General features: G+C 57.5%; 12 protein-coding genes. 3 read left to right on the forward strand and 9 right to left on the reverse strand.

The genetic code is table 11. The annotated features are described in order from the left end of the window. The 4 genes from AC1DIJ_RS16270 to AC1DIJ_RS16285 form a co-directional block, all read right to left on the reverse strand. On the reverse strand, positions 1-491 hold a 491-nt coding region (locus AC1DIJ_RS16270), incomplete at its 3' end, for a hypothetical protein (RefSeq protein WP_477831474.1). A gap of 120 nt (positions 492-611) precedes the next feature. Then, positions 612-956 (reverse strand): hypothetical protein, encoded by a 345-nt coding sequence (locus AC1DIJ_RS16275; RefSeq protein WP_477831475.1) that lies wholly within the window; start codon positions 954-956, stop codon positions 612-614. 110 nt (positions 957-1,066) lie between these two features. Next, positions 1,067-1,681 carry a hypothetical protein gene (locus AC1DIJ_RS16280; RefSeq protein ID WP_477831476.1) on the reverse strand — a complete coding sequence of 205 codons (615 nt, stop codon included), beginning with the start codon at positions 1,679-1,681 and terminating at the stop codon, positions 1,067-1,069. A gap of 701 nt (positions 1,682-2,382) precedes the next feature. Continuing rightward, on the reverse strand, positions 2,383-2,823 hold the full coding sequence (locus tag AC1DIJ_RS16285; protein ID WP_477831477.1) for a hypothetical protein: 441 nt from the start codon (positions 2,821-2,823) through the stop codon (positions 2,383-2,385). 804 nt (positions 2,824-3,627) lie between these two features. On the opposite strand from AC1DIJ_RS16285, the gene AC1DIJ_RS16290 reads away from it, so the two are divergent. Further along, the gene (locus AC1DIJ_RS16290; RefSeq protein WP_112387465.1) at positions 3,628-4,227 is read left to right on the forward strand and encodes a DnaJ domain-containing protein; all 600 of its coding nucleotides are present in this window, start codon (positions 3,628-3,630) and stop codon (positions 4,225-4,227) included. An 8-nt stretch (positions 4,228-4,235) separates the two neighbouring features. On the opposite strand, the gene AC1DIJ_RS16295 is transcribed toward AC1DIJ_RS16290, so the two are convergent. The 5 genes from AC1DIJ_RS16295 to AC1DIJ_RS16315 form a co-directional block, all read right to left on the reverse strand. Next, positions 4,236-4,919 carry an NUDIX hydrolase gene (locus tag AC1DIJ_RS16295; RefSeq protein ID WP_112387145.1) on the reverse strand — a complete coding sequence of 228 codons (684 nt, stop codon included), beginning with the start codon at positions 4,917-4,919 and terminating at the stop codon, positions 4,236-4,238. Beyond that, complete coding sequence (locus AC1DIJ_RS16300) at positions 4,877-5,626, reverse strand: hypothetical protein (RefSeq protein ID WP_112387146.1); 750 nt, start codon at positions 5,624-5,626, stop codon at positions 4,877-4,879. The genes AC1DIJ_RS16295 and AC1DIJ_RS16300 overlap by 43 nt, the downstream gene beginning before the upstream one ends. Further along, positions 5,623-6,147: a hypothetical protein gene (locus AC1DIJ_RS16305; protein ID WP_112443948.1), complete on the reverse strand. Its 525-nt coding sequence runs from the start codon at positions 6,145-6,147 to the stop codon at positions 5,623-5,625. The genes AC1DIJ_RS16300 and AC1DIJ_RS16305 overlap by 4 nt, the downstream gene beginning before the upstream one ends. 110 nt (positions 6,148-6,257) lie before the next feature. Beyond that, positions 6,258-9,251 (reverse strand): excinuclease ABC subunit UvrB, encoded by a 2,994-nt coding sequence (gene uvrB / locus AC1DIJ_RS16310; RefSeq protein WP_112387147.1) that lies wholly within the window; start codon positions 9,249-9,251, stop codon positions 6,258-6,260. A gap of 150 nt (positions 9,252-9,401) precedes the next feature. Then, a complete protein-coding gene (locus AC1DIJ_RS16315) occupies positions 9,402-10,445 on the reverse strand; it encodes a class I SAM-dependent methyltransferase (protein ID WP_112387148.1) in 1,044 nt (347 codons plus the stop codon). Positions 10,446-10,763: 318 nt separating this feature from the next. Between AC1DIJ_RS16315 and AC1DIJ_RS16320 the strand changes: the two genes are divergently transcribed. Next, entirely contained in the window at positions 10,764-12,764 is a 2,001-nt protein-coding gene (locus AC1DIJ_RS16320; RefSeq protein WP_112387149.1) for a putative bifunctional diguanylate cyclase/phosphodiesterase, read from the forward strand. Between the two features lie 173 nt (positions 12,765-12,937). After that, positions 12,938-14,188 (forward strand): MFS transporter, encoded by a 1,251-nt coding sequence (locus AC1DIJ_RS16325; protein ID WP_112387150.1) that lies wholly within the window; start codon positions 12,938-12,940, stop codon positions 14,186-14,188.

Raw genomic sequence — 14,188 nt, forward strand, 5'->3', positions numbered from 1 at the left:
ACCATCCAATTGCGGAGCAAGCACGCGCTGACGAGGCACAGAGGCAGGGCATAGGCGGCCCAGTAATACCCGTTGTCAATCTTCGAGAGCGTCAGTGTCTTGTCTGTGCATAGGTAAAACTCCGACACCGTTCGGATCGAAAGCGTCGAAGCGACAATGATGAGCGCACCGAGAACATAGGGGAAGTATCGGTCCCCCGCAAAGTGCAGCGCGCTCCTCGCTGGAACTCGATCCAAGATCATCGCGGACACGCTCACTGCGACGATGACAATCATCATGCAGACATATGTTCCGGCAACGATATTGCTGTTGTACTCTACCAGGGTAGCCCCGCTGGAATCGTATCCGCTGGCGATTTGGACGCTCCCCAAAATGCCGGGCGAGAAATAAATAACAGTCGATCCGAATGCTACGAGGATCGGATCCACTTGTCTGCGACACAAAAAGTAGATCGAGCAAACTACAACCAAAGATAAAAATAGAATCTGCATTCCTGATTGCCTGGTCTGCCCGAATGGCTGCAGTCGCAACCCAAGGTCTATCTAGCTAAATAAGCTATATGTGCACCAGACGAGCGATGACAACCCCGAGATGTGATGACGGGTTGTTCATCATCCTTTGCATCCCGTCGGATCATTCGCTCGCATCAGATCATGATACCGCTCTTCCACCCGACGCATAGCCTCCCGGCCTTCGTCGATGAAGCCCGATTGCGGCATGATCCTTTGCCGGACGTGGGTAGCGAGCAGGTTCCACATCCATTTCCCCTTCATCGGCCCGTGCAACTGCTTCTGGATTCGGCCGATGCAGTTCTCGCCGTCATATCCGGACCAGTCGTTATCGTCCGGCGGATCGTTCGCATCGATCTGGGTTCGGCGCCAGCCATAAAGGGGTCGGTAGCGTTGTTTGGTTTCGCTCATACGGCCGAAATGTGAGACAGGCGTGGCGAAAAGCAAAGCGTTTTCGTGGACGGCCTTCGTGTCTCACTTTCCCGCAAGCGATTGGCCGGGCTTAATTGCCCTGCTCCGGCATGGAGCACGATCGTTGCTCGGCTTTCACTCTACGATTAATTGCTTGCCGGAGTGTGTGCCTGCTTGGGTAGGGCCCTGATCCGACTCATCAAAACCGCGAAATCACGGACAGGTTTTTCAGCTTCTTGCGCTCCCTCAAAGATGATCAAAGCAAGCTCTCCAAAGTTAGCAATAATAGCTTCAAGATCATTCGAAGTTAAATCGTCAGTGAAGCTGACCGTTCCTTTCGTGACTTTCACGTCAATGGGTTCTTTCACAACGAACTGATACGTGCCGCCGGTTTTTCTGCTCCAAACGATACTTCCATGGGCTAACTTGTTGCGGGTTCCAGCATAATCCTTAGCTATCGAGATTGCCGATCGAAAAAACAATTGGATGTCTGTGGCGATCTCGTTCGTTAAACCTGCGTCGAAAAGTTTAGCCCGGCCGTGAAACCCACTTGGAGTAAAAAAAAGCGTTAGCCCGGTGTGCCAAAGGCCCTTCGGCATAATCAGCTGCGCGAAGCTGGACGCCATACCACTCTCGATAACGGACCATTGAGCCAATGCCCGCCCATACAAGGCGTAAAACTCGTCCTGTACTGCCTTGCTTGGAAATGAAGTCATATCGGTTCTGCATCCTGCGTCGGGAGACTTGCGTTTATTGGTCATCGGTAACTCAGGATAGCAGATTCAAAGCTTTGGCCGTAAGGGGGGCGTTAAATTTGCGACCCTAATTAGACTAGTGAAATATTCGCCCAGATGGCAGATGAGAGACGGACCCTAGCCCTGATAATTGCGACGGTTCGCTTGCTTCCAATCGGCTCTGTGAGGAGTCTGTCAGTCGACACCGTCATCTTGGTCACGAGGTGATCATCCTCAAGCAGGCAGCAGAAGGTTCCTGGGGCTAAACACCCATCGGCCTGTAGCGTTTGCGCTTGATCACGGGATGGTACCCGCAGCGCGTCAAGAAGTGTCTTGAGTCGGTTGTCGATGTCGCCACTGTTGGAAACGAGTGATCCAGGTGGTTGGGCTCGCAAGAGTTGGATATCAAGTTCGGCATGAAGCCTTGCTGACGCGGCGACGACCGAAATGAACTGCGTATGCCCAATATCTAGCCGGGTCGAAACGTCATTACCATCCGAGCTCAAATTCCAGAAGGACTTGCACTCATCGAGCGGAGGATATTCCCAAGCCTTTCGTATCTGAGGTTCGAGTGCGGCTCTCACTCTATGTACATCGCGCAAATTAATCTGCTGCCTTGGGCGAAGCTCGCCGTCATAAAACAAAACCATTTCCATGAACTGAGCCTTTTTGCATCTTAAAACTATTAAGGTGCGATTATCGAGATCTGGCAGTTTAGGTATGCGCGGTCAGCTGTGCGCGATGTCGCTGAAACTTAGCCTTTCCTTGTTTCGGTCAGAAAACCATTCTGCCGGTGTTCTGACTCGTTTTTGATCCATCTTCATGTATGGCTCAACGCTCGCGATGAACCTCGCGAACGCACCATCAAGTGCGCCAGGTTGGAGGCGTCCGATATCTCTTTCGGTACAAAGATTATGTATTTCGGTCAGGATATCGACGACCTCTCTTCCAAAGAGAAAACGCCCACGAGCGATGATTTCGTTCGGCAACCCTTGATCAAACTTACTCCGATCTGCGCCGTGGCTAACAATCAGTCTCACGTCCATGAATACGGAGAAACGGCGGTCGAACAGATCTAGCATGACCTTTTGGTGGGCCGTTCGCCATTGCAAAAATGCGACGACCGCAACCGCCGCGCTGACCAAAACGGCTCCAGATGCCCAGTTCATACCCTCTCCCTTGCTTTGAGACTCCCTTATACCATTCAGATGATGGCGTTTCAAAACCTCGCCGGATCATGCCCGGCGAGGTCTACCCTCAGTGAAACGCCGCCTGGTTTCCGCTTAACGTTCTCGAAGCTTCCCAAGCTGATGACGGATCTCGGGTTTGTCCTGGGGAAAGGGCAAGTTTGTCCGCAGTACGGTGTAGACCGGGAGATCGTGTAAAAAATCAGCAGCGTCCGATGGAATTGAGCTGTAGCGCTACGAAATTGCTACTAAACATTTAAGTCGATTGATTATAAAGTATTTTCTCTTGCCTCCGTCCAGTCGATCATGGGTGCCACGGAAAACACCGGGCCATTCGAATAATGAGCCTTGCCTTCCGTCACCGATGTGCCGCCGCCCTGCGCCGTCATGCCGTTTCGATCCTGTTTCGCTGTGGTCCCGCCATCAAATGGCCCATCACAGATGGGAATACGGCGCGCGATGCGCAACCGCCGGGGACGAGGTCCTATACAGAACAAATCCCGGCATGGCGAGCGGCAAAATCCGGATGCCGGGCGTCGTTTCGACTGTGAAAATCGCCCGCTGTTCACAATTTCGTCCCGACCGGCGGAATAATGTGGGCGCTGGATGCCGGGACTTGATGCAATCGGGGCGAGGGCGTAGGTCAGAGGCAGGCGCTCTCGCGCGTGCGGCTGACGGCGCAAATGCTGCCTTGCGGCGGCCGGCACCGGGCTGCTTTCGACGGGTGCCGGAGACAGGAATGGGAATGCGGAAGGACAGGTGGCCGGTTTGATCGATCCCTATGTTATGCTCGGAATTGACCGCGATGCCGGAGAGCCTGCGATCCGCAGCGCCTGGCGCAAGGCCGCCAAGACCGCGCATCCCGATTCCGGCGGCGATGCCGAGCATTTCGGCAAGCTGCAGGCCGCCTACGATCTGCTGAAGGACCCGGTGCGCCGCCGCGTCTATGACGATACCGGCTACGACCCCCAGCTCGCCGATCCCAAGGATCTCGAGGGCGTGCTGATGCTGGAAAAGCTGGTCAACGACATTATCCTCGACGAGCGCGAACCCGGCAGCTTCGACCCCGTCGCTGCCATCCGCCGCAAACTCTCCGACGACATCGTCAAGAACCGCTTCCACATCCTGGAACTGGAGCGCCACCGCAACCGCGTCCGCCAGCACATCGACCGCCTCGGCCGCCGCCCCGAAACCGACGTCCTCGGCTCGATGCTGCGTGCCCGCAGCCAATCGATCACCGACGCCATCCAGAAGGCGCAGGGCCAGATCGAGGCGATCGAGCATGCGTATCAGATGCTTGAGGGGTATAGTTACGAGCTGGAGGCGTTGGTGATGGTGGCAGTGGAGGAGCCGGAGAGGCAACGGCGGGGTGAGGCTGCGGAGTAGAAGTAGTGCTACTTCGACGTAGGCTTGAAAAGTGTGGGCTGAGTAGGGTCTTTTTCTCGATAATTGACGTTAGCTATTTTCTTGACAATATTGGAAGTCCAACTGTCAATTTTTGATTGAGCTAATTCATAAGCAGATACTATGTCGCCAGTACCCGTTCGCCCCTTCTTTTCGTAGCGGGCGAATTCTTCGCCATCCACACTTAATTTGATCCTGGACAACGACAGTTCAATTATGAAAACAACAGCTAAGTGGTGATCTGATTTGCTGCCATCGCGAACCCATATGCACTTTGGGTTGAGTTGATCTGGATCTAAATCAATACCGATCTCTTCTTTAACTTCGCGATACACACATTGCTTTAGGACGTCTAGCTTGCTGCCCGAATCCAAAAGATTCGCGTCTTCCTCGCGAACGTGGCCACCGAAATAGCAAAGCGTTTTGCCTTTCTCCGGCGACGTGGACGAGGTTGCTCTAACGGCTTTCGTTCCCACAAGGAATTCGTCTTTGCCCTTCTCCTTGATCACGGCAATTGGAATGAGCTGAAGCAGAGTTTTATCTTCCTCAACCTCATGGCGATCATGAAATGCTAGATTTTCTTCGACGTAAGAAGAGATGTCGCTGTAGTCGAATATGGTGGGAAGATTCGCTATTTCTGCTTTCGGAATGTATCCAATTTTCTCATCCGCCAAATTTTCAAGAGGTTGAGAGTTGTCTTTGTTATATTGTAACTTACTTCGTTTTGATCTTGATTATCTGTGTTGTGTTCGGTGATGTTCCGAAAGTAAGATGAGTATTTCGTCTTTGTCTCCTTGATTGAGGAAAGATAAGAGCTCAGGACCTCGTTCCGCATTATGCTTCCCTCCTTTCTGGTCAGTAGGTTTTTATACTCTCGTTCGCTCGACGTCGCTGGAGACGCTTCGAATATCAGGACCAAATCGATTGACATACGAAATCTGTTGGATGTGAAGAAGTTGGTGAAGCGTTCGAAATCGTCGTTGCGCAACAGTTTCTCTTCACGCTGCCATTCAAACCAGCAAAGAGCATCGAAGAAACCTCTATCTAGGATGATAACATCGAGCTTTTTGGCGGAAGTGGCCAGCGTTTCGGAGAGTTGGTTAAGCGCGGCGCACGCGGTCCAGACGTTGAAGATGGGATCAAACTTGTTTGGAATTGGGCAAACGCTCGCGCGCTCGGTAAGTATTTTTGTGCGAAAGTTGTTTCGCCGCAAAAAAATGTCCAATGATCCAATGCAGGTTGATTTTCCGGCTTTTGGCGAGCCAGCAAATTCTATAACTATTGGTCGACGTGGCCTGGACCTACGCTTTATCTCAAGAACAGTCGCTGCCAACTTTTCAAGCTCGACAATTTTTTTGTCAATCTCGGCTTTGGATGTCATTTTTGGTCCTGTTTTCCTATTAGGTCGCTTACCGACTTATCTTCAAATTGCTCGATTAGGCGACCGGCCGAGAATCCCGCAAAGAATCCTATTGGGATGACAACGAATATGAATTCTCTTGGCGTGCCGCCTCCTTCTGTGGAGGCGTGAACCGACGCACGCCAAAGTGCGTAGACGACCATGGAAAACACGGCACCGAATATGGGTCTCAGAATAAAAAAGAATATTGTCCCTATTCTTGAGGGAGATATTTCGTTGTTGGGCAGAAATTCATATGAATTATTTATCGATGCCTTGTAAAGCTTTCTGCTATAAAAAATAGTTGCGCCACAAATTGAAGCAGATATCACGCAAGCGATAGCATCAAATTGCGTCATTGCTGTTGATTCTGTGCTTGTTAGTATTTTTGAAAGAAGGAATAACGTGGCCGCAATTAATAATATTAGGTAATATATAAATAGGCCAATTACGTCGCCTACGTGAAGACGCATTAGCGACAAGTCGTGTTTCTGTTTATCCATGCGAATCCCCTAAATGCTATTTAGAGTATGTTGCGTGGATCAGCTGTGCAACTCTTGTCTATTTTTTGGGTTTTCGGATCAATCGATTGGAATGCAGGTGCCTTGGTAGCTCACCGCCCCGGCCGCCCGGTCTTGCCCTTCGTCCGGCTCTTGCGCTTCTGTTCGCCAGGATCTTCATAGCTCCCGACACCCGTCTTGCCGCGCACCAGCGGGCGGACGTCATGGTTCGAGACGGCCCTTTGGGCCTCCTCACCATGAGGGGTGCGCTCCGGCTGGCCCTCGAGCAGGGGCGAGAAGCGCTTGGTGCTCTTTGATGCATCCGGCTTTTCCGGCAGCTTGCCGCTGACCGGTTTTTCGGTGCGGCCGACGGTCATTTCGTCGAGGTCGTTGCGGCGGAAGAGGGAGGTTGCAGCAAGATCGCCCCCCTCTGGCCTGCCGGCCATCTCCCCCACGGGTGGGGAGACCGACTCGTGGCGGCCGCTCGTTCCCTTGCTGCCGCCCTCATTCTGAGGTGCTGACGCCGTAGACCGCAGCCTCGCAGCATCCTTCCTGCCGGCTTCCATCGACTTGGCTTCCTCGCGGGCCATCGGGTCGTCCATAACGGCGAGTTCGGCGGCCTTGAGGCGTTTGATTTCGTCGCGCAGGCGGGCGGCCTTTTCGAAGTCGAGGTCGGCGGCGGCGTCGCGCATGGATTTTTCGAGCGCGTTGAGATGGGCCTGCAGGTTGTTGCCGACCAGGTTGCCGCCATCGGCGAAGCCCTTGCCGTTGACGCCTGAAATGTCGGCGCGGACGTGGTCGCGCTCGTAGACGCTGTCGAGGATGTCGGAGATCTTCGCCTTCACCGATTCAGGGGTGATGCCGTGTTCGGCATTGTAGGCCATCTGCTTTTCACGGCGGCGGGTGGTTTCCTCCATCGCCCGCTTCATCGAGCCGGTGATGTTGTCGGCATAGAGGATGACCTTGCCGTCGACGTTACGCGCGGCACGGCCGATGGTCTGCACCAGCGACGTTTCGGAGCGCAGGAAGCCTTCCTTGTCGGCATCGAGGATGGCGACGAAGCCGCATTCGGGAATGTCGAGGCCTTCGCGCAGGAGGTTGATGCCGACGAGGACGTCGAAAGCACCCAAACGAAGATCGCGGATGATCTCGATGCGTTCGAGCGTGTCGATGTCGGAGTGCATGTAGCGGACGCGCACGCCCTGTTCATGCAGATATTCGGTCAGGTCCTCGGCCATGCGCTTGGTCAGCACGGTGCAGAGTGTGCGGTAGCCCTTGGCGGCGGTCTCGCGGATTTCGCCGAGCACGTCGTCCACCTGGGAGCGGGCGGAACGGACTTCGACGGGCGGATCGATCAGGCCGGTCGGGCGGATGACCTGTTCGGCGAAGACGCCGCCGGACTGTTCCATTTCCCAGCCGCCGGGGGTCGCCGAGACGGCGATGGTGTCGGGGCGCATGGCGTCCCATTCCTCGAAGCGCAAGGGACGGTTGTCCATGCAGGAGGGCAGGCGGAAGCCGTATTCGGCCAGCGTCGCCTTGCGCCGGAAGTCGCCCCGGTACATGCCGCCGATCTGCGGCACGGTGACGTGGCTTTCGTCGATGAAGACGATGGCGTTGTCAGGAATATATTCGAACAGCGTCGGCGGCGGATCGCCGGGGTCGCGGCCGGTCAGGTAGCGCGAATAATTCTCGATGCCCTGGCAGGAGCCGGTCGCCTCCAGCATCTCGATATCGTAGCGGGTGCGCTGCTCCAGGCGCTGGGCTTCCAGCAGGCGGCCGGCCTTTTCGAGTTCGGCGAGGCGGAGCTTTAGCTCCTCCTTGATCGACTTGATGGCGCCGTTCAGCGTCGGGCGCGGGGTGACATAGTGCGAGTTGGCGTAGATCTTCACCGATTTCAGGTCGCCGGTCTTGGCGCCGGTCAGCGGATCGAACTCGGTGATGGCGTCGATCTCGTCGCCGAACATCGAGATGCGCCAGGCCGCGTCTTCCAGGTGGGCCGGGAAGATTTCGATCGTGTCGCCGCGGACGCGGAACGAGCCGCGGGTGAAATCCATGTCGCGGCGCTTGTATTGCTGGGCGACGAGGTCGGCCAGCAGCTGGCGTTGATCGAGGCGGTCGCCGACCGCCATCTGGAAGGTCATGGCGGTGTAGGTCTCGACCGAGCCGATACCGTAGATGCAGGAAACCGAGGCGACGATGATGCAGTCGTCGCGCTCGAGCAGCGAGCGCGTCGCCGAGTGGCGCATGCGGTCGATTTGCTCGTTGATCGACGATTCCTTCTCGATATAGGTGTCAGAACGCGGGACGTAGGCTTCCGGCTGGTAATAGTCGTAGTAGGAAACGAAATATTCGACGGCGTTATCCGGGAAGAAGTTCTTGAATTCGGAATAGAGCTGGGCGGCCAGCGTCTTGTTCGGCGCCAGGATGACGGCCGGGCGCTGCGTCGCCTCGATCACCTTGGCCATGGTGAAGGTCTTGCCCGAACCGGTGACGCCGAGCAGCACCTGGCTGCGGTCGCCGTTCTCCAGTCCCTCGACGAGGTCGCGGATCGCCGTCGGCTGGTCGCCAGCGGGGCTGTATTCGGAGTCCATGCGGATGGTGATGCCACCTTCCGACTTGTCGGGTCTTGCCGGACGGTGCGGTGTCCAGATCTTGCCGTTCTTGTGCAGCGGATTGCCAGATTCAATCAGTGCCGACAGCGCCTCGACGGTGGCGGTCACCGCGGTGCCGGCCTGCAGCGAGGCGGCCTCTTCCAGCGTCGTGTCCATGCCGGCGACGGGATTGAGACCGGCGGCGGCGCGGGTCTTCGGGTCGGTCGAGCCGCCCATCGAGGTGCCGCGCGCCGATTTCGACGCGGCGATCTCCACCTTCTTGCGGTGCTTGCCGGCTTTCGAAGCGATCTGGCGCTGCGTCTCGACGGAGGATGCCTCCGCATCGGCCTCCAGCTGCTTCACCCAATCGGCGACGGAACCCTCGAGCGGGGCGGCATCATCCGGCGGGACCCGCTGATCCTTCCCGCTGCGCGCGAAGGGCGTCCCGGTGAAAGACGACTGGGGAGCTTCCTCGAAACCATTCGGGGCGGGGGATTTCTTCGTCGGTTTAGCCATGGCCGGAATATGGAGAGAGTCAGCGCGAAAGTGAAGAGGCAAAGGGTACAAAAGGGAAACGAATGAATCGTTCGGATTCGGCGAATAATGGCGCTAAACGGAAAGCCGGCCGGGTCGCCCCGGCCGGCTTTGTCATGCTTGTCAGATGTCTCAGCCGCGCTTCTTGATGACGCCGTAGACGATGTTGCGGTTCTTGCCGAAGAAGACCTTGGATTCGCAATCCTGGCCTGCCGTCGCCTCGTGGATGATCTTCCACATGTCGGCTTCTGAGCGGAGCAGCAGTGCCCAGTTCATGAAGGTCTCGATATAGCCGTCGACGAGGATCGGGTAGGAATAATTGGCGAACAGGAAGGTGCCGCCCGGCTTGACCATCTCCAGGCAACGCTGGGTGAGCTTGATGGCAACGCGATCGACCAGATAGTCGTAGAGGCCGGAGGCATAGACGAGGTCGAAGGTGCCGGGGTTGGAGCGGCGCATCAGCAGTTCGCGCACCGAACCGTCGATCGCTTCGACGGCCGTGCCCTGGAAATCACGGGCAATGGTGCCGATGCTGATCGGATCCTGATCGAGAGCGACCCAGCGCTTCAGCGCCTTCTGCTTCATCGCTTCGGAATAGGCGGCTTCGCGCAGGTGACCGGCGGCGACGCTGAGCACTTCCGTGCCCGGGCCGCGTTCGGCGGCAACTTCATCGACCTGGCGGGCGAGGATGTCGCGGCGGTCCCAGTTGGCCTGCGAGGAGGGCGCGGTGCTGGTATATTCGAACAGCGCCTTGCCGAGATCGGAGGCGGCCGCGACCTTATCCATCACGCTTTCGTGGCGGTAGATGAAGTCGAGCAGGGTGGCATCGCCGGAATAACCGCGCGGCTTGTCCCAGGACCACTTGGTCAGTGGATCCTCGAGGAAATAGCTGGTGACGGCGTGATTCTGGATCAGCGGCACCAGTTCCTGCCAGACGCGCGGATGAATGCGAGCGCGCATCTCATGCAGCGAGATCGTGACGCGATCGATAATCTTCGTCGGGTCTTCGGATTTGGCAAACTGCTGGCGGGCCAGTTCGAGCAGCAGGGCGACTTCACCCTTGCTGATGGCCAGATGCTCTTCGAATCGGTCGCTCTTCGGCGCTTCGAGCTCGGTCGCTATGGCTTTGGGCGTAATAAGGCTATGGCCGTCGAAATCCATCTTGGGCTGGGTCACGCGATACGTCCTCTAATCAATTGGGGTTATATTACCGGGTCACACCTGTACCGTTTTGGGCGTTACCTTGAATTGTATATTAGCGAGAAACTTTTCATTAACCATTGAAATCCATAAACATGATTAACGGCGCCGGTCTGCCGCTCATTTAGCAAGCTTTAATCGAGCCCCTGTATTTTGGTGGTATTAGATTGCCGGTGTTGCCGTGCTTCCTCATCAGAAGGGGCTAAGCGAACCGCACGAATGCGTCAGTCAATTCCGCCCGGAGTATCAGCGGAGAGCTCTGGCGAAGCGTAGTACGGAGCGGTGGAACAGTGCATGAAGCACGAAATTGCCTATGCGGCAGAGATCGATCTTGAACCGAAGTTGCTGCGGCCGACGCCGGGCGAACTGCGGGATCTCTATCGCATCGAGGGGGAAGCTGAACGAAAGATGGCGACACGGCAGGGGCTGTGGATCGCTGTTATCGTCTATATCCTGTTTTCCGCCACCGACCTGCTGCTGATCCCCGATGTTGCCGCCTTCACGATTCTGGCCCGCGTCAGCGTCGGCAGCTTCGCGCTGCTGTTCCTGGAAGCCGAAGTCTATCTGAAGAAAAGCATCCAGTGGCTCGACCGCACCAGTGCGCTGGCGCTGGTGCTGGGCTTCGCGATCTGGTGCTTTCCGGCCGTCCGCACCGTCCATGCCGACAGCCTTTCCTATTACATGATCTTCGGCGCCATCTTCATGATGGGCGCCAACCAGTTCTTCAATTTCCGGTTCGGCCTTTCGGTTCTGGCCTCCAGCGCGGTGCTGGTGACCTTCCTGATCTCGCTGCTGTTCTTCTGGCCGACGAGCGTCTACGCCATGGCCTTCGGCATGTTCTACGTGTCGTGCTTCGTCTTCACCTCCTATGTGAACTGGAAGCTGAACCACGAGCGCTATCACGTCTTCCTCAATGCGCTTGAAGCCAGGATGCAGCAGAAAGAAGCGACGGATCGCGGCGAGGCGCTGCTTCGCATGTCGAACACCGATTACCTGACCGGTCTCGAAAACCGCCGGGCCGTGGACCAGCGGCTGCGCGACTACTGGAAGGAATGGCAGCGCAAGGGCGTCGGCTTCACCGCCATCCTCGTCGATGTCGATTTCTTCAAGAAGTTCAATGACGGCTATGGTCACCAGGAAGGCGACCGCTGCCTCATTCATGTTGCGCGCACCATCAAGGACGCGATCGAGCCCTATGGCGCGTCGATCGGCCGCTACGGCGGCGAGGAATTCATCGTGCTGGCGCAGTTCGACGAGGTCGCGCGCGTGACCGATCTGGCCGAATGCATTCGCGATACGGTCGAGCAGATGGGCCTGATCCATGAGGAGCGCCGTGACGGCACCTCGATCGTTACCGTCAGCGTTGGCGCGGCCTATACGCGTGACCAGAGCGGCAAGCTGGAAAAGATCATCCACGAGGCCGACCGGGCGCTCTACAGCGCCAAGGCGGCTGGTCGCAACTGCGCCCGCCTGTTCGATCCGAACGATCCGTTCAGCAGCGACGAGAGCGAGAATATCGCGGCCCTGCTGCGGATCGCCGTGGCGCAGGATCTGCTGTCGCTGGTCTATCAGCCGATCGAGGATATCCGCACCGGCCGCCGCGATGCTGTCGAAGCGCTGATGCGTTTGAAGACGCTGGATGGCAGCTCGATCCCGCCGAGCCTGTTCATCCCGATTGCGGAGCGCACCGGCATGATTCTCGAGCTTGGCCGCTGGGTGATCCAGACGGCTTGCCGCGAGGTTTTGGCTCCGAACCTGGCGCAGATCGCCAGCGTCAATGTTTCGCCGATCCAGCTGCGTATGCCGGGCTTTGCTGCCAGCGTTGCCGCCGTGCTCTATGAGACCGGCGTTGCCGGCAACCGCCTTGCCTTCGAAATCACCGAAGGCCAGGAAATGGAAATGCATGCAGACGTTCTGAAGTGCATCAGCGATCTGAAGACGCTGGGCATCAAGATCTGGCTCGACGATTTCGGCACCGGTTTTGCAGGCCTCTCCTGGCTGCGCCTCATCGATTTCGACACAGTCAAGATCGACCGCTCGTTCCTGCATGGCAGCGCCACGCCGCGCGGCAAGGCGATGCTCGAAGACATCGTCGGGCTAATCCGTAACCGTGGACCGAAGATCCTCGTTGAAGGCGTGGAGACGGCGGATCAGCTGTCGCTGTTGCGCCAGCTCAGGATCGACTATGCGCAGGGCTATCATCTCGGCCGCCCGGCGCCGGTTCAGGCAATCGATTCCACGCCCGCAAAGCCGAGCCGTCCGGCGCTCGTCGCATCCCGGCCAGCCGGCCGCTAGGGCCTGCTGACGCCTGCCAAAATGCCGCAGTCAGCTTGGGGGAACAATGTCAGCAGCGCTGACGTTGTGATCCGCTGTCTTCAAACAGCGCTCCCGCCCGTTTCCAGGGCACTCTTTCCGACGGCATCCGGAATTGCCCCGCCTCGCCGCCGTTTTCGGATGGAGGACAACAGATGTCCGCATTGGCAAGTCTGCGTGCGCTTACACCGCAGCAGCGCAATACGCTGATCGCCAGCTATCTCGGCTGGACCCTCGATGCCTTCGATTTCTTCATTCTCGTCTTCGTTCTCAAACACATTGCCGAAGAATTTCACACCGACGTTCCGGCCGTCTCGGCGGCAATCTTCCTCACGCTGGCGATGCGCGCGGTCGGTGCTCTGGTCTTCGGGCTGGCGGCAGACCGGTTCGGCCGCCGCGTCACCCTGATGGCGGATGTGCTGCTCTATTCCATCTTCGAGTTCCTGACCGGCTTTTCGACCGGGCTGACGATGTTCCTGATCTTGAGGGCACTCTACGGCATCGCCATGGGTGGGGAATGGGGTGTCGGCGCCTCACTCGTCATGGAAACGGTGCCAGACGAATCCCGTGGGATCGTTTCCGGCATCCTTCAGGCAGGCTATCCGTCCGGCTATCTGCTGGCGTCGATCGTCTTCTTCTTGCTGTTTCCGGTTATCGGCTGGCGCGGCATGTTCTTCGTCGGCGCGCTGCCGGCACTGCTGGTGCTCTATATCCGCCGTAACGTCGAGGAGAGCCCGGCCTTTCTGCGAAGGCAGCGGGAAGGGCGCAGGCCGTTTCTGACGATCCTGCGTGAAAACGTGCCGCTGTTCATCTGGTCTGTGCTGCTGATGACGGCGTTCAATTTCCTCAGCCACGGCACGCAGGATATCTATCCGACCTTCATGGAAACCCAGCGCGGCTATGACAGCTACACGACCGGGGCGATCGCCATCGTCTACAATATCGGGGCGATCTGCGGCGGATTGTTCTTCGGTGCGCTGTCGCAGCGGATCGGCCGCAAGAAGGCGATCGTCATCGCGGCGCTGCTGGCGATCCCCGTGGCACCGCTATGGGTCTACGCGCCCGGGCCAGTGCTGCTGGCGATTGGCGCGTTCCTGATGCAGTTTTTCGTCCAGGGCGCCTGGGGGATAGTGCCTGTGCATCTCAACGAACTGTCGCCAGACGAAGTGCGCGGCACATTCCCCGGCTTTGCCTACCAGCTAGGCAATCTGCTGGCCTCGGGCAATGCAACGATGCAGGCGGGCCTGGCCGCCCATTGGAACGGCGACTATGCGACGGCGCTTCTCGTCGTTGCGGCGATTGTCGCCGCCGTCGTCGCGCTGCTTGCCGGCTTCGGTTACGAGAAGAAGGATGTGCGCTTCGGCGCGGCCGAGGCCGAGACGCCAAAAGGCGCATTCCGGGCCTGA

The organism is Rhizobium sp. 10N427 (genome assembly GCF_056394605.1).